Below are 19,654 nucleotides of genomic sequence, written 5' to 3'. Positions count from 1 at the left end.
TTCTCCGTCTTGCATGCATGAAGCATGATAACGGATGTCGTAAATTAAGTCTTTTCAAGAGCGCAGCACTACACTAGACCAGTTCGCCGAAGCCGCCGACGCCGACGAATTCCGCCGCCACTGGCAGCACCTCGCCGCGCATTTCGACACCCTCTTCACCACGCCCGAATCCATCGACCGCCTCGACGCCACCCTGCTCCAGCTCGCCGTGCGCGGCAAACTCGTCCCGCAAGACCCAGAGGATGAGGATGCGGCATCCTACCTAGCTCGCCCAACGATGCTCAGTGACTCAACGCGGCGCGACCTGCCAATAAGGTGGACGTGGGCACGAGTTGACGAAACCGGCAGAGTCGATCTCGGACGCCAACGCGCGCCCCAGCACCACCACGGACCGCACATGCGTCCCTATTTGCGAGTCCAGAATGTCTATGAGGCGCGGATCGACATTTCAGACGTTAAGGAGATGAACTTCTCGCCAGAGGAGTTTGCGACTTTCGCGCTCAGGCCAGGTGACATCCTGCTAAATGAGGGTCAAAGCCGGGAACTGGTCGGTCGCCCTGCTCTTTATCGCGGAGAGGTTCCCGGCGCGTGCTTCCAGAACACCCTAGTCAGATATCGACACTTCGACTTCGTACTTGCGGAATTTGGGCTGATCGTCTTCCGTTCCTACCTGCGTAGCGGGAGATTTCAGCAGATCAGCAAACAGACGACCAACATCGCGCACTTGAGTGCTGGTCGTTTCGCTGCCTTGGAATTTCCGCTCCCCCCGCTCGCCGAACAATCCCGCATCGTCGCCCAAGTCGACAAGCTGCAGGCACTCACCGCCAGCCTCAAGGCCCGCCTCACCACCGCGCAGACCAAGCAGGCACATCTGGCCGAAGCCCTGATCGCCGAGGTCGTCTGATGAACAACCGCCCCGCACTGATACCATCGCGAACCAGCAGCACCGCTGGATGAGAGGTTCGACATGTTCGACAAGGTCGCAGATCTGATCGAGAAGATTCGCCTGGGTGAGGACTCCTTTCTTGAGCTGAAGGAAGTGCGTTTTGCGGGCAGTAAGTTGGCCGCGCCGCATCGCGACGCCCTGGCGGACGAGTTGGCCGCCTTCGCGAACAGCCAGGGCGGCGTCTGCGTGCTCGGCGTCAATGACGCGCGCGAGGTGATGGGCATTCCCGTCGAAAGTCTGGACCTGGTGGAGGATTTCGTGCGCCAGCTCTGTCTGGACAGCATCACCCCTCCGCTTGCCCCAATCCTGCAACGCCTGACGCTGCCGGGCGCCGACCAGGTGCCACAGCCGGTCCTCAAGGTGGAGGTATCCCGCAGCCTGTTCGTGCACAGAAGCCCGGGCGGCTACCTGCATCGCATCGGCAGCGCAAAACGGGAAATGGCACCGGACTATCTCGCGCGCCTGTTCCAGCAACGCAGCCAGGCCCGCATCATCCGCTTCGACGAGCAAACCGTCCCCGGCGCCAGCCTCGACAACTTGTCAGCGCCGCTGTGGCAGCGGTTTGCCAGCCCACGCATCCAGGACACGCGGGAGGTGCTGCTCGACAAGCTGGCGATGGCGCGCACCGACGGCGACGGACAACTACGGCCGACCGTCGCCGGCATCCTGATGGCGACGACCGATCCGCGCCGCTGGCTGCCCAACGCCTTCATCCAGGCGGTGGCGTATCGCGGCACCGAGATCCTGCCGCAAGCCGGCTCGCTGTATCAGATCGACGCGCGCGACATCACCGGCCCGCTCGACGCACAGGTGCTGGCCGCTTGCCACTTCGTGCAGAAGAACATGCGCGTGTTCGCCATCAAGGATCGGGGCCGGCGCGATATTCCCCAGTACGAGCTGACCGCCGTGTTCGAGGCGCTGGTCAATGCGGTCGCGCACCGCGACTACTCCATCCACGGCGCCAAGATCCGCTTGCGCATGTTTGCCGACCGGCTCGAACTGTACTCGCCGGGCGCGATTCCCAACACGATGACGCTGGAAAGCCTCCCCTACCGCCAGTCTGCGCGCAACGAGGCCATCACCAGCCTGCTGGCAAAGTGCCCGATCCCCGACGACGACCAGGCGTTTACCAGCCGCAGCGCGATGATGGACAAGCGCGGCGAAGGCGTGCAGATCATTCTCGACGGCAGCGAACGGCTCGGCGGCAAACGCCCCTTCTACCGTCTGATCGACGAGTCGGAGCTTCTGCTGGTGATTCCGGCTGCGCGGACTGCCGAATAGGGGACACGCCCGCGCGGAGCCGGGAGGGGCTCCGCAAAGAATCAGGCAACAGGGGATCAACCCTTGAAAGGATTGCAGACGGTCAGGCCATCGAGCACCAGCCCGTCCTGCAAGTCCTCGGTGTAAAGCACTTCGGCACCGGCGCTCTGCGCCGCCGCGCAGATCAGCGCGTCGTAAAGCGATAGCCGATACCGCTCCGCGAGATACAGCGCGCGTTCATGGACGGGAAGCGTGAGCGGGAGCACCTCGCAGCAGGCTTTCACTGCGTCGAGCAGTTCGCGGACCTCGGGCCAGGGCAGGTTGAGCTTGCGCAGGCAGACCGACGCGGCCTCGTTCAGTACCTGCACGCTGACCAGGCCACCCTGTGCCAGCAGCGCTTCGGCCATGTTCGCCTTGCGCTCGTCGGCGGACAGCAGGTAGAGCACAACGTTGGTGTCGAGAAATACCCGGCGGGTTGGTTCAGCGCTCGCGGTCGGCATCGTTGGCCTCGAGGCGGTCGAAGCGGAAGTCCGCAGGAAGCCTGCCACGAAGGCGGCGCAGGCGGGCCAGCAGTTCCTGTGGCGGCGTCTTGCGCGCGACCTCGAGAGAGCGCTCGCCAGCGACATGCAGCTCGATCTCTTCCCCTTCCTTCAGATCCAGGGCCTGAACCACCGCCGCAGGCAGGCGGACGGCGAGCGAATTGCCCCATTTGGCGACATGCATGGTTGCACCTCAATAAGATATACGCGACAAAACTAGTATATCCAACCTGCTCTGCCGCCAGCTCGGAATAGTCGAGTCCGCCACTTGGGTACACCGTGGTGACAAGCAACCCAACATCAATATAGACAAGCTCTGCACCGATAGTATGATTAAAGTCGCTTTCTCCAGGAGATCATCATGTCCGTCGTACGCAAGACCATCACCTTGACCGACCAGCAGGATCGCTGGATCAAAGCGCAGATCGAGGCGGGGCATTACACCAACGACAGCGAATACATCCGCGACCTGATTCGTCGCGAGCAGGCGCGCACGGCGCAAACCGAAGCGATCCGTGCTGCTCTGATCGAGGGCGAGAACAGCGGACCCGCACAGCCCTTTAATCTTGAGGCCTTCAAAGCACGCATGAAAGCCGAGCATGGCTGAGTTCCAACTCTCGCCAGCCGCGGTTCGAGATCTGGAAGACATCTGGCGCTACACAGCGCGGCGATGGAGCGCTGCGCAGGCAGAGCGATACCTCGATCTCCTCAACGCAGCCTTCGAACAGCTTGCCCGGGAGCCCCTCTCCGCGCCGGCTTGCGAACATATCCGCAAGGGCTACCGGCGCTGGCGGGTAGAACACCACTGGGTCTATTTCCGCATCGATCGGGGGATGATCCTTGTCATGCGCGTGCTGCATGAGCGCATGGACACCGCCCGCCATCTCTGACTGCGATCAATCAAGCCAGCGCCGGCGGCCGGCGATCTGCCCACGGCGCGGCCTTCTCGAGCTGCGCGGCCAGTGCGATCAGGCGCGCCTCGCCACCATAGGGCGCGGCGAACTGCACGCCGATCGGCAGGCCTTCCGCGCTCCAGTGCAGCGGCACCGACATCGCCGGCAGCCCGGTCATGTTGAACATCGAGGTGAAGGCCGAGGCCAGCACCGCCCTGCGTGCGTAGTCCTCGAAAGGCTGGTCGAGCGAGAGCTCGCCCAGCTTGGGCGGCAGCGCGGCGGTGGTCGGCGACAGGATCAGGTCGTAGCGTGCGAACAGTTCGTCCAGCACACGGCCGCCACGGTCGAAGACGTTGCGCGCCTTGAGGATCTGCTCGGCGGTGTAGGACTTGGCCTTCTGCATGCTTTGCCAGTCGATCGGCTCGAACTCGTCCTCGCGCGCCTCGCGGCCGATGGCCTTCTCGCGCGCCTGTACGGTGTAGAGCATGCCGCTGGCGGTGACGACGCCCATGCTGCCCGCCATCTCGAGGAAGGGCAGTGCCGACAGGTCGATCGGCTCGACGTGGTGGCCGAGGCTGGTGCACAGCGTGGCCGCCTTGTTGGACGCCTCGATGCACTCCGCGTGCACGCCGGCGCCGAACAGGTTGGCCTGGAACAGGCCGATCCTGAGTCCGCGCGGTGCCTGCTCGAGCGCCGCGAGCAGGTCTGCGGTGGGCGGCAGGGTGCGCGCGCCGGGCTCGGCGCCCTGGCTGAGCTGCATCAGCAGCGCGGTATCGCGCACGCTGCGGCTGATCACGTTGTGCGCGGACAGGCCGAGCCAGCCTTCGAGTGACTTCGGGCCCATCGGGATGAGGCCGCGGCTGGGCTTGAGGCCGAACAGGCCGCAGTGCGAGGCCGGGATGCGGATCGAGCCGCCGCCGTCGCTCGCATGCGCCGCCGGCAGCACGCCCGCGGCCACCGCCGCCGAGGCGCCGCCCGAGGAACCGCCGGAGCTGCGCTCCAGATCCCAGGGGTTGCGGGTGGCGCCGAACAGGCGCGATTCGGTGGAGGCGGTCTGGCCGAACTCGGGCGAGGCGAGCTTGGCGAAGATGTTGAGGCCCGCCGCCTGGTAGCGCTGCACCAGGGTGGAATCGTGGTCGGCGACGGCGTCCTGGAAGAAGGCGCAGCCGTTGGTGGTGACCGTGCCCTTGAGGGCGATGCCGAGGTCCTTGAGCGCGAACGGCACGCCGGACAAGGCCGGGCGCGCCGCGCGCTCAGCCTGCCCGGCCGCGTCGAGCGCGCGAGCAGCCTCGCGAGCGAGATCGAAGTGCGGCACGGTGACCGCGTTGATCGCCGCGTAGGCCTCGGCGCGGGCGATCGCCGCCTCGAGCACCTCGCTCGGCTTGACGTCGCCGCGGCGGATGCGCAGCGCGATCTCGGTCGCGTCCCACTGCTCGTACTCGGGCAGTGGCAGAGCCGCAGGCGTGGCCGCCGCAGCCGTACCCGCAGCACCAGCCGCTTTGGCCCCACTCAGACCCACAGCCGCCGCGCCACCGAGCGCTGCACCCGCCTTCAGGAAATCACGACGCCCCTGCTCCACCGCCTGCTCGCTCATGTCAGGTTCCCCATACCTTCTGCGCAGGCACGGCCTGCTTCATCAGTTCATCGACCATGGCCCCGGCTTCCTGCACCGTCAGCCGCGCGCCCTTGTCCTTCTGCGGACCGGTGCGCCAGCCGTCGCACACCGAGATGCGACCGCCCTGGCTCTCGAACACCTGGCCGGTGACGTGCGAGGACTGTCCGCTGCCCAGCCACACCACCAGCGGGGCCACGTTCTCCGCCGCCCAGGCGTCGAAGCCGGTCTCGGGCGCCTTGACCACGTCGGGCATCGCGCTCTCGGTCATCGAGGTGCGCGCGGCCGGGGCGAGCGCGTTGGCGGTGACGCCGTAGCGCGCCAGCTCGGCAGCCTGCACCAGGGTGAGCGCGGCGATGCCGCCCTTGGCCGCTGCATAGTTGGACTGCCCGACCGAGCCCTGCAGGCCGGCGCCGGAGCTGGTGTTGATGATGCGCGCGGCGATCCTGTTGCCGGCCTTGGCCTGGTCGCGCCAGCGCTTCCCGAGGATGTTGGCGAGGCAGAAGTGGCCCTTCAGGTGCACCCGCATGACCTGGTCCCAGTCGTCCTCGGACAGGCTGATGAACATGCGGTCGCGCAGGATGCCGGCGTTGTTGACGACGACGTGCACCTCGCCGAAGGCCGCCACGGCGGCGTCGACGATCTGCTGCGCGGTGTCGATGCGGGTGATGTCGTCGGCGTTGGCGATCGCCTTGCCGCCTGCCGCGGTGATCTCGGCCACGACGGCGTCGGCGGCTTCCTTGCGGATGTCGTTGACCACCACGTTGGCGCCCTCGGCCGCGAAGGCCAGCGCATAGGCGCGGCCCAGGCCGCCGCCGGCGCCGGTGATGATGACGGTGCGTCCTTCACAAATACCCATGTCGATCCCTTCTCTTACAAGCGTTCAATGATGGTCACGTTGGCCTGGCCGCCACCTTCGCACATGGTCTGCAGGCCATAACGGCCGCCACTGCGCTCGAGCTCGTGCAGCAGCGCGGTCATCAGGCGGGCGCCGGTGGCGCCGAGCGGGTGGCCCAGGGCGATGGCGCCGCCGTTGGGGTTCATGCGCGCCGGGTCGTAGTCGAGTTCCTTCTGCCAGGCCATGACCACCGAGGCGAAGGCCTCGTTGATCTCGACCACGTCGATGTCGCTCATGCGCATGCCGGCCTTCTTGAGCGCGGCACGGGTGGCGGGGATCGGCGCGGTGAGGTGCCAGATCGGGTCGTCGCCCATCACCGACAGGTGGTGGATGCGCGCGCGGGGTCAGGTTGTAGCGCTTGAGTGCGGCTTCCGACACCACCAGCAGCGCGGCCGAGGCGTCGCAGGTCTGGCTCGACACCGCGGCGGTGATCGACGGGTACTCGGGGCCGACCGGTTCCAGCTCGGCCATCTTCTCGAGCGTGGACACCCGCGGCGTCTCGTCCTTCGTCACGCCCTCGAGGCCGACGATCTCGCGCTCGAAGCGGCCTTCGGCGATCGCGGCCAGCGCGCGACGGTGGCTCTCGAGCGCATAGACCTCCATGTCGCGGCGGCTGCACTGCCAGTGGTCGGCGATGCCCTGCGCGGAATAGAACTGGTTGACCGGCTGGTCGCCGAAGCGCGCCTTCCACCCCTTGCTGCCCGAGAACGGGTCGGGAAAGCCGAGCGGCTGCCCGGCGAGCATGGCCGACGAGATCGGGATCTGCGTCATGGTCTGCACGCCGCCGACCGCGACCACGTCCTGGGTGCCGCTCATCACCGCCTGGGCGGCGAAGTGCACCGCCTGCTGCGAGGAGCCGCACTGGCGGTCCACCGTGGTGCCGGGCACATTCAGCGGCAGGCCGGCGGCCAGCCACGCGGTGCGCGCGATGTCGCCCGCCTGCGAGCCGATGGTGTCGACGCAGCCGAAGATCACGTCGTCGTATTCATCGGCGGGAATGGCGTTGCGCTCGACCAGCGCCTTGAGGACATGCGCACCGAGGTCGATCGCATGCACGTGGGACAGACCGCCCTTGCGCTTGCCGGTGGGGCTGCGCAGGGCATCGACGATGTAGGCTTGATTGGAGGCTTGCGCCATCTTCATTCCTCGAAAGTGTGGCCGGGGCCGAGGGCCGCGCCCTCGACCAGGATGGCGTCGGCGACCCGCGCCTTGTGGAAACCGCGGTCGCCCCAGGACGCATCGAGCGCCCAGGCGCGCTTCATGAACATCTGCAGATCGACTTCCCAGGTGTAGCCCATCGCGCCATGCACCTGGATGCCGTGGCGTGCGGCCAGCCAGGCGGCCTCGCCGCAGGCGAGCTTGGCGTGCGAGACGCGCGCATCGGCACCGGCCTCGCCGTGGGCGAGCGCGTAGGCGGCGCGGTACAGCACCGGCTTGGCGAACTCGATCCTGGTGGCGACGTCGGCCAGATGGTGCTTGACGGCCTGGAAGCTGCCGATCGGCTTGCCGAACTGCTTGCGCTGGGCGACGTAGTCGACCGACAAGTCCAGCATGCGCTGTGCCAGGCCGAGCAGTTGGCCGGCGGCGGACAGCACGCCGCGGTTGAGCGTCTGCGCCCACAGCGCGCGACCGCTCTCGCCGTCGGCGATCAGGGTGGCGGTGGCGGGCGTCCAGCGCACGCGCGCCAGGCGGCGCGACAGGTCGATGCTGGGGTTGGGCTCGACCTCGACCTGCTCGCGCGGCACGGCATGCACCGCGTCGCCGTCGGCGAGCAGCAACAGGTTGGCGGGGTTGGCATCCGCCACCAGCGGATTGACCGGGTGGCCAACCGCGATGCGGATGCTGCCCTCGGCGATGCGGGCAAGCCAGTCTTCGCGCGATGCGGTACCGGCAGGCAGCGCGGTCATGAGTCCGGCGGCGACGTAGGCGGCATCGGCAAGCGAATCCGGGAGGGCGTAGTAGCCGAGCTCCTGCGTCATCAGCGCCCAGGCGACGTCGTCCATGCCGAGGCCGCCGCAGTCCTCGGGCACCGACAGCGCGGTCAGGCCCTGCTCGGCGATGTTCTTGCGCAGCTCGGGCGAGCGCCCGCTGTCGGTGTCCCAGATCTCGCGCAGCCGCTCGGGCGCGGCTTCGGTCATCAGGAAGCGGCTCACCGCCTCGCGGAAGGTGAGCTGGTCGTCGGTGAAGGTGAAGTCCATGGCGGCCCCTTCCTTATTTCGGCAGGCCGAGCATGCGCTCGGCGATGATGTTGCGCTGGATCTCGTTGGTGCCGGCGTAGATCGGCCCGGCCTGGGCGAACAGGAAGCCGTCCAGCCAGCGCGCGGCCTCGACCGCCTCCGGGGCGTCGCCGGTGAGCTCGGCGAAGGGGCCGAGGATGCGCATCGCGGTCTCGTGCATCTTCAGATCGAGCTCGGACCAGTAGATCTTGTTGGTGCTGGCCTCGGCGCCGATGCGGGCGCCCTTCGCCAGGCGGCCGACGGTGTGGTAGGCCGACAGCGCGTAGGCCTCGGTGCCGGTCCAGGCCTCGATGACCGCGTCGCGGATGCTCGGGTCGCGGTCGGCGACCTCGCGGTTCGCCTTGTAGAGCTCGACCAGCCTGCGCGCGGTGTACTGGAAGCGCGCCGGCGAGCGCAGCAGCAGGCCGCGCTCGAAGCCGGCCGTGGCCATCGCCACGTGCCAGCCCTGGCCCTCGTCACCGATGCGGTTGTCGACCGGCACCTTGACGTCGTCGAAGAAGATCTCGGCGAAGGCTTGCTTGCCGTTGAGCGCCTGGATCGGGCGGATGGTCACGCCCGGCGCGTCCAGCGGCACCGCGAGGTAGGACAGGCCGTGGTGGCGGCTCGAGCCCGGGTCGCTGCGGAACAGGCCGAACAGCCAGTCGGCGAAGCTCGCCCGCGTCGACCAGGTCTTCTGGCCATTGACCACGTAGTGCGTGCCGTCGGCCGACAGGATGGCCTTGCTGGTGATCGCCGCCATGTCGGAACCGGCGTTGGGCTCGGACCAGCCCTGCGCCCACATGTCCTCGCTCGAGGACATGCGCGGCAGGAAGCGCGCCTTCTGTTCCTCGGTGCCGAATTCGATCAGCGTCGGGCCGAGCAGCAGCTGGCCGTTCTGGTTCACCCGCATCGGGGCACCGGCGCCGTAGTACTCCTCCTCGAAGATCAGCCATTCGATGAGGTCGCAGCCACGTCCGCCGAGGGCTTCGGGCCAGATCACCATCGACAGGCGCGCATCGAACAGCTTGCGCTCCCATTCGCGGTGCTGCTCGAAGCCCTCGCGGGTGTCGTAGCTGGCCAGGGGCTCGCGCGGCAGGTTGGCCGCGAGCCAGGCGCGCACTTCCTCGCGGAAGGCTTTCTGGCGGGGGGTGTAGGCGAGATCCATGGTGTCCTCAGAACTTGGCTTCGCGTTTCTCGATAAAGGCGCGGCGGGTTTCCGCCGAGTCGGGGCTGGTGTAGGCCTGCAGCGTGAAGCCCTGCTCCCAGCGGTACTTGTCTTCCAGGTTGCCGTCCTCGATGCCGTTCAACGCCTCCTTGGCGATGCGGATCATGGCCGGGCTCTTCTCGGCGATCTTGCGGGCGATCTCGAGGGCCGCGCCGCGCAGCTCGGCCTTGGTCACGATGCGCTCGATGAAGCCGTAGCGCTCGGCCTCGCGCGCGCCGATCTTCTCGCCGGTGAAGAACAGGTAGCGCACCTTCTGCACCGGGAACAGGCGCTGCAGGTGGGCGCCGCCGCCCATGGCGCCGCGATCGACCTCGGGGAGCGCGAAGGTGGCGCAGTCGGAAGCGATCACGATGTCGGCCGCGCCGGTGATGCCGATGCCACCGCCGAGCACGAAGCCGTGCACCGCGACGACGACCGGTACCGGGTTGCGGTGCACCGCCTTGAAGGTGGCGTAGTTGCCGCCGTTGACCGCGACGATGCGCTCGGGGTGAGCGTCGAGCTCCTTGATGTCCACGCCCGCGCAGAAACCGCGCCCTTCGGCACGGATCACGATCACGCGCACCTCGGGGTCGTGGCCGAGTTCGTCGATGCGGTGCGCCAGCGCGTACCACTCGCTGCTGTCGAGCGCATTGACCGGCGGTTTGTTGATGACGAGTTCGGCAATGCCGCCGTCGATCGTTGTCTGGAAGGCCTGGCTCACGTTATCGGGCTCCGTTGGGTCTCTTGTCGGGTCTGGGGTTGCGGTGGGGCTCGGGCTGCTCGCTCAGGCGACGGCCGCGGTCTCTTTGCAGGGTTCGGTGCCGCGCGCGTCGTCGAGGCGGGCGTACAGCGCGGCGAGGCAGGTTTCGGCCTCGGCTGCGATGCCGTGGATGACGTCCTCGCAGCTCTCGAGCTTGCCGATCGCCGCCGCCACCTGGCCGCTGGGCAGGATGCCTTCGTCGGGGAAGCCGTCCACCATCGAGCGCTGCAGCAGCACCGGCTGGTTGGCCGACATCACCGTCTGCGACACGGCGCCCGGGTCTTCCTTCAGCGCCTGGCGGAACACTCCGAGCATGTGGCCGAGGCTCATGCCGGTCTGCTGCTTCCAGTGCCAGGCGCTCTTGAGCGCGATCAGCAGCCGGCCCATCGGGCTGGCGCCCTCGAGCTTGTTGATGAAGGGGTTCTCGATCATGCGGTGGCGCATGCCATCGACCGCGAGCGTGACCCGCACCTTCTGCGGGTCGTCGACCTTGACGTAACGGTCGAGCGTGGCCGGCGGCGTCGGCGAGTCGGTGGTCATCAGGAAGCGCGTGCCCATGGCGATGCCCGCCGCACCAGCGGCCAGCGCCGCGGCCAGGCCGCGCCCGGTGGAGTAGCCACCGGCGGCGATCACCGGCACCTTCACCGCCGCCAGCACCTGCGGCAGCAGGATGGTGGTGGGCACGCCGCCGGTGTGGCCGCCGCCCTCGCCGCCCTGGATGGTGATCATGTCGGCGCCGAGCTCGACCGCCTTCACCGCGTGCTTCAGCGCACCCACGGTGGGGATGCACAGCACGCCGGCTTCCTTGAAGCGGGCGATGGTCTTCTTGTCCGGCCCGCGGCCGTAGCTCACCGCGCGCAGCTTGTACTGGATCGCCAGGTCGACGCACTGCGCGGCGTTCTCCTGGAACATGTGGAAGTTGAGGCCGAAGTTGCTGCCACCGGTGGCGGCGATGACCTTCTGGATCTCGCCCTCGATCTTGTCGGCGTCGATGGTGGCGCCGGCCAGGAAGCCGAAGCCGCCGGCCTTGGTGGTGGCGATCACCAGGTTCGCATCCGCCACCCAGCCCATTGCGGTCTGGATGATGGGGTAGCGGCAACCGAGGCGCTCGGTGAGCGGCGTGCGCAGCAGCGCGGAGAAATCGGGATTCATGGTGGAGTGACTCATGCCTTGCGCTCGCCGGCGGCCTGCTTGTTGGCGCTGGCCATGGCTTTCGCGTCATAGCCGCCGAGCTTGTCGCCCGACAGCAGTTCGTTGTGGGTGTGGGCGAAGTGGTGCCAGGCGAAGACCGCATCCATCGCGGTGCGCTTGCCCTGCAGGTCCTCGACGTGGTTGATCGCCTGCTTGGTCAGCGCCAGGCCCATGCGCGGCTGCTTGGCGATGCGCGCGGCGAGCGCGTAGGTCTCGGCCTCGAGCTGTTCGCGTGCCACCACCCGGTTGACCATGCCCATCTGGTACGCGCGCTCGGCCCCCATGCGGTCGCCGGTCATGAGGAATTCCTTGGCGATGCGCGGGTTGAGCTCGTAGGGGTGGGCGAAGTACTCCACGCCCGGGATGCCCATGCGCACGACCGGGTCCTGGAAGAAGGCGTCGTCGCTGGCGACGATCAGGTCGCACACCCAGGCCAGCATCAGCCCGCCGGCGACGCAGGCGCCCTGCACCATGGCGACGGTCGGCTTGGGCAGGTCGCGCCAGCGCCGGCACATGTTCAGGTACACCTCCTGCTCGCGCACGTAGAGGTACTCGCCGCCCGGCTTGTTGGTGTGGTCCCACCACAGGTGCACGCGGTCGAAGGGCTTGTTGATGTCGCGCCCCGGCGTACCGATGTCGTGGCCGGCGGAAAAGTGCTTGCCATCGCCGCGCAGCACGATGACCTTGACCGCGTCGTCATCCACCGCACGGCGGAAGGCGGCGTCCAGCGCATAGGTCATCTGCGAGTTCTGCGCGTTGTTGAACTCGGTACGGCTCATCGTCACCGTGGCGATGCCGTCGGCCACGGCGTAGTGCACCGGGCAATCGGTCTCGTACACCGCGCTGTCGGGGCGGCTGACGAAGTTCTGGTCGGGGGCGCTCATGTGTCTATTCCTTGGCCGGATCAGGCGCTGACTCAGACGGCGGGGCGGATGCCCGGCGGGTTGCCCTTGATCTGCGCACCGCGCAGGTTGTGCGGATCAAGGCGGCGGATGATCTCCAGCTGCGCGGCGGTCGGATGCGGGGTTTCGCCCAGCGCCGGCGCTTTAAGCAGCGGGAAACCGGTCTTCTCCTGGACCTCGTCGAAGGCGACGCCAGGGTGCAGCGAGCGCACGCGAATGGCGTGGTCCGGCCCCTCGAAGTCCAGCACGCACAGGTCGGTGACGATGCGGCGGATGTCCATGAAATCCTGACGCATGCCGGGCTCCCAACGCGCGGGGTTGAAGCCCACGCCGGACACCATGTCGACCTCGCCTTCGACGAACACCCGCTTGCTGTGACTGGGCACGAAAAAGGAGTTGATGTGGTTGATGCTGTTGCCCGGCAGGCCACGCACGCCGAGGATGGCGGCCTTGGGCTTCTTGTAATCTCCCACCACCGACAGGTTGGTCTGGCCGAAGCGGTCGATCTGGGTCGGGCCGATCATGGCGTGGCGGCGGCCACCCCACACGCACTCGAACACGCGCTCGAAGGACATGTAGCCGGAGTACTTCGGCACATAGTCTCCGCGCGGGCCGAGCGGGATCGGCTCTTCGACCAGGAAGCATTCGCTGTCGGTCATCAGCAGCTCGGGGGCGTAGGTGAGCTTGGCCAGGCTGGCGCCCAGGCGCGGGATCACGCCGATGCCGGAAGCCAGCACCTCGCCGTCGCCGCGCCAGGCTTCCGAGGCCGCCACGATCATCAGCTCGGCGAGGGTGAATTCAGTGTTGTTGCTCATGCCGCTCGCGCTCCTCAAAACACCGGCAGGGGCAGTGTGCCCATGCGCTCGATACCGCCGTTCTTGTCCTGGTAGGCCGCCTCACCCGGCGTGACGAATTCGTCCATGTAGGCCTGCCAGCCCCCCTCTTCCGCCGCACTGGCGACGTAGCGCTTGAAGTGCGCCATGTCCCAGCCGTATTCGGGTGCGCAGGTGGTCGGGTGGGCGCCGCAGGGCGCGTGCACCACGCCCTTCACCAGATAGCGCTCGAAGGTGTTGAAGCGGGCCTGGTCGGGGGTGAGCGCCAGGCGCTCCTCGACATGCTCGGCCGACACGTAGCAGGCATCCGCCGCACGGGCGACGAGGTGGTCGAAGTACGGGTCGCCGCCCTGGATCAGGGTGTTGCCGAGCTGGTCGGCGACGTTGACATGCACTAGGGCGACGTCGAGCTTCAGGGCCGGCATCGCCAGCAGCACCTCGCCGTCGTCATAGGGCGACTGGATGGTCTTGAGCTCAGGGTTGAGTTTGGTGACATCGGTGGCCAGGCCGCAGCGCGTGGGCAGGAAGGGCACGCGCATGCCAGCGGCGCGCAGGCCCCACTGCCACATGCCCTCGTCGAGCTCCATCAGCTCCAGGCCGCCGGCCTCGCGCACCTTGCGGTACCAGGGCTCGAGCGGGATCGCATCGAGGGTCGCGAAGCCGAAGATCAGCTTCTTCACCTTGCCGGCGGCGCACAGCATGCCCACGTCCGGGCCGCCGTAGGCCACCACGGTGAGGTCCTTCACGTCCGAACGCAGGATCTCGCGCACGATCGCCATCGGCTTGCGCCGCGGGCCCCAGCCGCCGAAACCGATGGTCATTCCATCGCGCAATTGGGCGACGACATCGGTCGCCGTCATCAGTTTGTTCATGGATCGTTTCCTGTTGCCGGCCGCGCTCAGGCGGCCTGTTCGCGCTGGCCGACGCCGAAGTCGTGGCCCCAGATGCTGACGCGGGTGAATTCGAAGGCGTTGTGCCGTTCCCAGTCGCACTGCAGGCCGCCGTAGCCGTACTCGAGATCGAAGCCCGACGGCGTCTTCATGTAGAAGGAGATCATGCGGTCGTTGAGGTGCTGGCCCAGGGTGGCCGACAGCGGCACCTTGTTGGCGATGCGGCGGTCGTGGGCGCGGCCGACCTCGGTCATCGAATCGACCTCGACCATCACGTGCACGCAGCCGCTGGCCACCGGATACTCGGCAATCGCCAGGCTGTGGTGGCGGGCGTTATTGCAGTGCAGGAAGTGGATGCGCACCGGCGGCGCAGCGGGGTCGGGACGGAAATTGAAGATGTCCGACAGGCCGAAACCCAGCACGTCGCGGAAGAAGGCGGCGGTGGCATCGAAGTTGGGCGCCGGCATCACCGTGTGGCCCAGGCCCATGTCGCCGGTGAGGAAGCGCGGCACGCCCTGCGGCGACACGAAGGGCTGGCAGTCCGACAGGTGGCCCCAGCACAGCTCGTGGCGGTTACCCGAGGGGTCGGTCACCACGGCCACGGCCTGCATGCCGCGCTGGGCGACGGTGGCGGCATCGGCGAGCTCGTAGCCCACGCCCTTGGCGTCGAGTTCGGCGAGCGCGGCCTTGAAGGCGTCGTCACCCGCCAGCTCCCAGCCCGACGCCACATAGCGGCGCTCGGCGCCCTGCACCACCAGGATGCGGAAGGGGCGCTCGTCCATCTTGATGTACAGACCGCCGCCAGGCGCGGTCGAGGTCATCATGCCGAGCACCTCCTCGGCGTAATGCTTCCATTCGGCGAGGTCGTCGATCTGCGCGACGAAGTAGGCCAAACCGCGGATGTCGATCATTGCTGCCCCCAAGAGATTGGTCGGATACGTGAGGGCATTGTGCGAAGAGGCGGCGGCGCCATCATCGTCCGTTGAGACTACGAAAACGCCTGCCCGAAGGTGACCTGCCCAAGCCTCCGCACGAGGTGTCAAGCGTGCTCGCTGCAGGTGAGCCGGCAGGCGAAAGATTCAACTTGAAGCGCGACCACTTGCGCGACACACTCTTGTCGCGCTTTGTCGCTCAGGCGCGACAAAGCGCGACAGAATCCCCCGAGGAGCTTTTCGCGATGCCACGCACCACGCTGCAACAAGAACTCGAGCTGATCGCATCCGTCGTCGGAGCACATCCGGTCGGAATCGGCATTGCCGACATTGAACTCGAAATGACTCGGCGCCAAGGCACCAAGCCCAACCGTCGTACATTGCAACGCCGCCTGCAGAGGCTCGTCGTCGAGCGGCGCCTGACCACCGAGGGCGAAAGCGTCGCCCTGGTCTACAAGCCGGCCTCCGATCGCGCGGTGCAAGCCATTGGTCCGGCGACACCGAGTACCACGGCACCGACCGAAACGGCGCTGTATGTGCCCTTATCCCCGGAAGGTGCCGCCATCCGCGACCAGATGAGGCGACCCCTGATGCATCGCCGCCCGGTCGGTTATCAGCGTGACTTTCTGGAGGCTTACGTCCCCGGCGAAACCTTCTACCTGCCTGAAACGCTGCGCCACCAGTTGCACGAGATGGGGCGCACGTCCGACAGCGAGCGACCCGCAGGTACCTATGCACGGGACATCCTGAGCCGCCTGCTGGTCGATCTGTCCTGGGCCTCATCGAGACTGGAGGGCAACACCAAGACTGGAGGGCAACACCTACAGCCCAACCTGACGCGCACGAATGCCACCGGCTTAGCGCGCTCTATTTTCCGTTTTCCGAGACGCCTCCACCGTGGCCAGCGGCAGGAAGAGCGTGAACGGTGAGTCGGGCAAAGCGATAAAGCCATGATGTCGATAGAAGGCCGCTGCCGCCTCGTCCTTCGCATCCACCATCAAGGCATAGGCGGCAATCTCGGAACGGACAGCACGGTCAAGCGCATCGGCCAGCAGTGCACCGCCCAGCCCTTGCCCTTTGAAAGCCTGATCGACGGCCAAGCGGCCCATGCGAACCGCTGGCACGGTCGGATAGCGCGGCAACTTCTTGCCGACGCTGGCCGGAAGATCGGTCAGCAGCAGGCTTGCTGACGCCAGCGTGTAGTAGCCCGCGATGCGTTGCCCTTCCGCCAACGCCACGAAGCAGGCAGCCACACGGCGGCGAACATCTTGGGTGACCTGTTCCCGCAGATAGCGCTCAAGCGGTTCTGACCCGCAGTTGAACGCCGCGCGAACGTGCGCTGCATCGAGCGGCGTGAGCCGGAACGGTGCGCTGCTCATTCAGCACGCAAGAGCTTGCGGCGACGGGCGAAAGCGCGTTCCAAGGCCGGCGCCGGTTGCGGCGGCGACAGCAAGGCTTGTGCAAAGCACTCCTGATCAGCCAGCGACAGGCGGATGATCTCGGCTTGCTCGATGGCGCGTTGCGCGGCTTCCTGGACGGCAGCGACCACAAAATCAGTCATGGTGCGACCCTGAAGTTCAGCGGCGCGCTTGAGCATCGAATGCAGATCGGTGCTGATCCGGGCTTCGAGGCGGGCGGTAGAAGTGGCTGTGGGCATCGTCTTGTCCTCCTGTCGAAATGATACGGCAGACTGCCGTACATGGCCACACCACTACCATACGATTTTTCCGTTTCGTGAGCTGGCCCCTTCTACGTCACCGCCACCTATCCAAACCACCACCGCGGCTGGTGCCACGCTCACCCACGACGCCATGGGCAACCTCACCGGCGACGGCGTGTGGACCTACGCCTTCGACGCCGACAACAAGCTCAAGAGCGCGACCAAGACCGGCTACGCCGCCACGCTCGCCTACGACGCCGAAGGCCGGCTGCGCCGCACCACGCTGGCCGGCACGATCACCGATCTCGCCTACGACGGCGTCGATCTCGTGGCCGAGTACGACGGCGCGGGCACGCTCTTGCGCCGCTATGTGCACGGCCCCGGTATCGACGAACCGCTGGTGTAGTACGGCCGGGGAAGCAAAAAAACGGCCACCAACCCTTGCGGGGAGGCGGCCTGGAAGAGAGGAGGACAACCATGCAACGAAACTGCAGGTACTACGACTGCGCACTACAGGAACAACTGCACATCGAGCACCGCGGGACGGCGGCGCCTCACATGTAAAGGATCACGAGATCGTTGATGACGGACGGCCGCTCGCTGCCGACGATATGGGTCACGATCTCCATCGTCATCTGCATGCCCTTGGGCAGCTTCTCCACCGACTTTACCCGCGAGCGCGCGTGGATGCGCGATCCTGCCGGCACCGGCGCCGGGAAGCGCAGGCGGTTCGAGCCGTAATTGACCATGTTGTTGAAGCCGACCACCTCGAAGTCGAGCGGGATGCGCAGGCGCGACTGCAGCACCTGCACCAGCGCGCCGTGGGCGATGGTGCCGCCGAAGGGGCTCTGCTTGCGCGCGCGCTCGGGATCGGTGTGGATCCAGTAGTCGTCGCCCGACAGCCTGGCGAACTCGTCGATCAGCGCCTGATCGACCACGACCTGGTTGCTCCAGGCCGAGTAGGTCTCGCTGACCAGCGCCTTCATAGCCGCTTCGTCGTCGAAACGCACCTGGCGCTTCGCGGCCTCCGGCTCGGCGCTGGCCTGGGCCTCGGCGGCCGCGGCGAGCGCGGTCGGCGTGCTGTCGATGCGGGACGGGAGATCCTTGTCCGCCGCGGTGAAGCGCAGCAGCGCGGTGCCATCGGATTTCACCGTGTCGAACACAGGCTTGACCCGCATGCCGACCTTGACCTCGGATTCATCCACGCCGATCAGCGTGGTATTGATGCGCACGCCTTCGTCGAGCTCGACCACCGCCATCTTCTGCGGCATCTCGTCGGCGAAGTCGGGCAGTGTCGGGACGCGGGTCAGCGTATAGGTGTAGAGCGTGCCCGTACCCTTGACCTCCTTCCACGCCAGGTCCTGCGACCAGCACTTGTCGCAATGGCGGCGGGGGAAGAAGACCCAGTGACCGCAGGACTTGCATTGCGGGATCGTGAGGCGGCCTGCCTTGAGGCCGTTCCAGAACGGTGCCGAGATCTCGGTGGCCGTCGGCAGGGGTTTGTTGGTCGACATGCTCGTCATGCTCCCTGGAGAATCAGTGCGCCCTGCTCGCTCATCACGCCACCGGTGCCCGAGACGAACACGGTGTCGCAGCGCTTGAGCTGGCGCTCGCCGGCGCGGCCGGAAATCTGGTGGAAGGCCTCGATGACCTGCGACATGCCGCCCGCGGTGCCGCTCTGGCCGAAGCTCAGCTGCCCGCCGTGGGTGTTCATCGGGAAGTTGCCCTTGTAGGTCAGGTCGTGCTCGCGCACCCAGCGCATACCCTCGCCCTTGGGCGCGAAGCCGGCATCTTCCAGCGTCAGCAGCACGGTGATGGTGTAGCAGTCGTAGAGCTGCGCGGCGTGGATGTCGCTGCGCTGGATGCCCGCCATCGCGAAGGCGCGCTCGGCCGCAGGGCCGATCGGGGTGTCGGTCATCTCGGTCGCGTAGGTCGGCGACTTGAAGTACAGGTGCTCGCCGAAGCCGGTGATGCAGGCGCCGCGGTTCTTCGCCCGCGCCGCCACTTCCTTGGAGGCCACGATCACGGCGGCACCGCCAGCGACCGGCATCACGATCTCGAGCACGCGCAGCGGCTCGGCGACCATCTTGCTGGCGAGCACGTCCTCGATGGAGAGCAGCTTGCCGAAGAAGCTGGCGTCCGGGTTGGCGAGCGCGTTGGTGCGCTGGTCGACCGCGATCTTGGCCATCGCCACCGGGTCGTAGCCGTACTTGGCCGCGTAACGCTGGGCGATCATCGCGTAGCCGGTGTTCTGGCCCATGTGACCGTAGGGCAGGTCGAACTCGGCCTCGGGGGCGCCGAAGGCGGTGCTGTGGCCACCGAAGCGCATCGCCCGCGCCATCCAGCTCGGGTCCTCGTCCGGCCCGAAGGGCGCCATGCGCGCGGGAATCACGCACAGCACGGCCTGGCACAGGCCCATCTCGACCGCCATCGCCGCGCGCCACACCGCCGCCACCGACGAGCAGCCGCCCAGGTCGACGACTTCGGCGAAGTTGAGCGACAGGCCGAGATACTCCGCCGCCATCGCCGGCACGAAGACCTGCGCTTCGTGGAACTGCGGGCCGTGGATCACCAGGCCGTCGATGTCGCTGGCCTTGAGCCCGGCGTCCGCCAGGGCAAGGCCGGCCAGGTCGGCCACCTGCTCGAGATGGAACATCCGTGGCGCGATCGCGTACTTCTCCGGCCGGTACTGCGCGGCGCCGACAATTGCTGCGTTTCCTTTGAGACCCATGCTCCCTCACCTCGCTGATGCGGGCACCGCCCGCTCTGTAGTGCGCTCAACGATGCCACAGGCGCTGCGGCCGGCAATCGTTCAAATCGACTAGGCGAAGCGGGGGAGACCCTAGCAGCCTGTCGGACTACTCCCTGTAAAATACCGCATCACCCCCGGATCCTGAGAGCATGAGCCGCTTCCGCCC

Annotated in this window: 23 protein-coding genes and 1 pseudogene; 6 read left to right on the top strand and 18 right to left on the bottom strand. The window is 67.1% G+C overall.

The genetic code is table 11. From position 1 onward, the window contains the following. Positions 1-73 precede the first annotated feature (73 nt). Positions 74-232 carry a hypothetical protein gene (locus tag ACMV5O_RS20290; RefSeq protein ID WP_416165156.1) on the bottom strand — a complete coding sequence of 53 codons (159 nt, stop codon included), beginning with the start codon at positions 230-232 and terminating at the stop codon, positions 74-76. A 165-nt stretch (positions 233-397) separates the two neighbouring features. On the opposite strand from ACMV5O_RS20290, the gene ACMV5O_RS20285 reads away from it, so the two are divergent. Both ACMV5O_RS20285 and ACMV5O_RS20280 read left to right on the top strand, forming a co-directional pair. After that, complete coding sequence (locus tag ACMV5O_RS20285) at positions 398-904, top strand: restriction endonuclease subunit S (RefSeq protein WP_416165155.1); 507 nt, start codon at positions 398-400, stop codon at positions 902-904. Positions 905-967: 63 nt separating this feature from the next. After that, positions 968-2,227: an ATP-binding protein gene (locus tag ACMV5O_RS20280; protein WP_416165154.1), complete on the top strand. Its 1,260-nt coding sequence runs from the start codon at positions 968-970 to the stop codon at positions 2,225-2,227. Between the two features lie 56 nt (positions 2,228-2,283). Here ACMV5O_RS20280 and ACMV5O_RS20275 read toward each other — a convergent pair whose 3' ends face one another. Beyond that, positions 2,284-2,706, bottom strand: a complete 423-nt coding sequence (locus tag ACMV5O_RS20275) for a PIN domain-containing protein (RefSeq protein WP_416165153.1) — start codon at positions 2,704-2,706, stop codon at positions 2,284-2,286. Continuing rightward, a complete protein-coding gene (locus ACMV5O_RS20270) occupies positions 2,687-2,929 on the bottom strand; it encodes an AbrB/MazE/SpoVT family DNA-binding domain-containing protein (RefSeq protein ID WP_416165152.1) in 243 nt (80 codons plus the stop codon). Before ACMV5O_RS20270 ends, ACMV5O_RS20275 begins: the two co-directional genes overlap by 20 nt. Positions 2,930-3,106: 177 nt before the next feature. Here ACMV5O_RS20270 and ACMV5O_RS20265 point away from each other — a divergent pair, with 177 nt between their 5' ends. Further along, positions 3,107-3,352 (top strand): type II toxin-antitoxin system ParD family antitoxin, encoded by a 246-nt coding sequence (locus ACMV5O_RS20265; RefSeq protein ID WP_416165151.1) that lies wholly within the window; start codon positions 3,107-3,109, stop codon positions 3,350-3,352. Further along, positions 3,345-3,635, top strand: coding sequence for a type II toxin-antitoxin system RelE/ParE family toxin (locus ACMV5O_RS20260; RefSeq protein WP_416165150.1), 291 nt, complete (start codon positions 3,345-3,347; stop codon positions 3,633-3,635). The genes ACMV5O_RS20265 and ACMV5O_RS20260 overlap by 8 nt, the downstream gene beginning before the upstream one ends. A gap of 10 nt (positions 3,636-3,645) precedes the next feature. Here the strand turns inward: ACMV5O_RS20260 and ACMV5O_RS20255 are convergent, their stop codons facing one another. From ACMV5O_RS20255 to ACMV5O_RS20205, 11 genes and pseudogenes are all read right to left on the bottom strand, one after another. Beyond that, positions 3,646-5,232 (bottom strand): amidase, encoded by a 1,587-nt coding sequence (locus ACMV5O_RS20255; protein ID WP_416165149.1) that lies wholly within the window; start codon positions 5,230-5,232, stop codon positions 3,646-3,648. Position 5,233: 1 nt separating this feature from the next. Then, on the bottom strand, positions 5,234-6,109 hold the full coding sequence (locus ACMV5O_RS20250) for an SDR family oxidoreductase (RefSeq protein WP_416165148.1): 876 nt from the start codon (positions 6,107-6,109) through the stop codon (positions 5,234-5,236). Positions 6,110-6,123: 14 nt separating this feature from the next. Then, a pseudogene (locus tag ACMV5O_RS20245) lies at positions 6,124-7,285 on the bottom strand (acetyl-CoA C-acetyltransferase). Positions 7,286-7,287: 2 nt separating this feature from the next. Beyond that, positions 7,288-8,346 carry an acyl-CoA dehydrogenase family protein gene (locus ACMV5O_RS20240; protein ID WP_416165147.1) on the bottom strand — a complete coding sequence of 353 codons (1,059 nt, stop codon included), beginning with the start codon at positions 8,344-8,346 and terminating at the stop codon, positions 7,288-7,290. Positions 8,347-8,359: 13 nt separating this feature from the next. Beyond that, entirely contained in the window at positions 8,360-9,529 is a 1,170-nt protein-coding gene (locus ACMV5O_RS20235; protein WP_416165146.1) for an acyl-CoA dehydrogenase family protein, read from the bottom strand. Positions 9,530-9,536: 7 nt separating this feature from the next. Beyond that, on the bottom strand, positions 9,537-10,289 hold the full coding sequence (locus ACMV5O_RS20230; RefSeq protein ID WP_324539367.1) for an enoyl-CoA hydratase family protein: 753 nt from the start codon (positions 10,287-10,289) through the stop codon (positions 9,537-9,539). Positions 10,290-10,352: 63 nt separating this feature from the next. Further along, the gene (locus ACMV5O_RS20225) at positions 10,353-11,495 is read right to left on the bottom strand and encodes an NAD(P)H-dependent flavin oxidoreductase (RefSeq protein ID WP_416165145.1); all 1,143 of its coding nucleotides are present in this window, start codon (positions 11,493-11,495) and stop codon (positions 10,353-10,355) included. Continuing rightward, positions 11,492-12,403: an enoyl-CoA hydratase gene (locus ACMV5O_RS20220; RefSeq protein WP_416165144.1), complete on the bottom strand. Its 912-nt coding sequence runs from the start codon at positions 12,401-12,403 to the stop codon at positions 11,492-11,494. The genes ACMV5O_RS20225 and ACMV5O_RS20220 overlap by 4 nt, the downstream gene beginning before the upstream one ends. Before the next feature lie 32 nt (positions 12,404-12,435). Beyond that, positions 12,436-13,236: a CoA-transferase subunit beta gene (locus ACMV5O_RS20215; protein ID WP_416165143.1), complete on the bottom strand. Its 801-nt coding sequence runs from the start codon at positions 13,234-13,236 to the stop codon at positions 12,436-12,438. Between the two features lie 14 nt (positions 13,237-13,250). After that, positions 13,251-14,126 (bottom strand): CoA transferase subunit A, encoded by an 876-nt coding sequence (locus ACMV5O_RS20210; protein ID WP_416165142.1) that lies wholly within the window; start codon positions 14,124-14,126, stop codon positions 13,251-13,253. A gap of 26 nt (positions 14,127-14,152) precedes the next feature. Next, positions 14,153-15,055, bottom strand: a complete 903-nt coding sequence (locus tag ACMV5O_RS20205; RefSeq protein ID WP_416165141.1) for a VOC family protein — start codon at positions 15,053-15,055, stop codon at positions 14,153-14,155. 173 nt (positions 15,056-15,228) lie between these two features. On the opposite strand from ACMV5O_RS20205, the gene ACMV5O_RS20200 reads away from it, so the two are divergent. Next, entirely contained in the window at positions 15,229-16,005 is a 777-nt protein-coding gene (locus ACMV5O_RS20200) for a hypothetical protein (RefSeq protein WP_416165140.1), read from the top strand. Here the strand turns inward: ACMV5O_RS20200 and ACMV5O_RS20195 are convergent. Both ACMV5O_RS20195 and ACMV5O_RS20190 read right to left on the bottom strand, forming a co-directional pair. Continuing rightward, complete coding sequence (locus ACMV5O_RS20195) at positions 15,934-16,455, bottom strand: GNAT family N-acetyltransferase (RefSeq protein WP_416165139.1); 522 nt, start codon at positions 16,453-16,455, stop codon at positions 15,934-15,936. The genes ACMV5O_RS20200 and ACMV5O_RS20195 overlap by 72 nt on opposite strands. Further along, the gene (locus ACMV5O_RS20190) at positions 16,452-16,733 is read right to left on the bottom strand and encodes a DUF1778 domain-containing protein (RefSeq protein WP_416165138.1); all 282 of its coding nucleotides are present in this window, start codon (positions 16,731-16,733) and stop codon (positions 16,452-16,454) included. Before ACMV5O_RS20190 ends, ACMV5O_RS20195 begins: the two co-directional genes overlap by 4 nt. A gap of 154 nt (positions 16,734-16,887) precedes the next feature. Here ACMV5O_RS20190 and ACMV5O_RS20185 point away from each other — a divergent pair, with 154 nt between their 5' ends. Beyond that, complete coding sequence (locus ACMV5O_RS20185; RefSeq protein WP_416165137.1) at positions 16,888-17,142, top strand: hypothetical protein; 255 nt, start codon at positions 16,888-16,890, stop codon at positions 17,140-17,142. 148 nt (positions 17,143-17,290) lie between these two features. Here the strand turns inward: ACMV5O_RS20185 and ACMV5O_RS20180 are convergent, their stop codons facing one another. Then, positions 17,291-18,250: an OB-fold domain-containing protein gene (locus tag ACMV5O_RS20180; RefSeq protein ID WP_324539353.1), complete on the bottom strand. Its 960-nt coding sequence runs from the start codon at positions 18,248-18,250 to the stop codon at positions 17,291-17,293. Between the two features lie 5 nt (positions 18,251-18,255). Further along, a complete protein-coding gene (locus ACMV5O_RS20175; protein ID WP_324539351.1) occupies positions 18,256-19,467 on the bottom strand; it encodes a thiolase family protein in 1,212 nt (403 codons plus the stop codon). Positions 19,468-19,654 lie beyond the last annotated feature (187 nt).

The sequence above is a fragment of the Thauera sp. WH-1 genome, from assembly GCF_047806685.1.
In the GTDB taxonomy this organism is placed as follows: Bacteria; Pseudomonadota; Gammaproteobacteria; order Burkholderiales; family Rhodocyclaceae; genus Thauera.
Note: the sequence above shows the minus strand (reverse complement) of the source record. Positions and strands in the feature narration are given on the sequence as shown.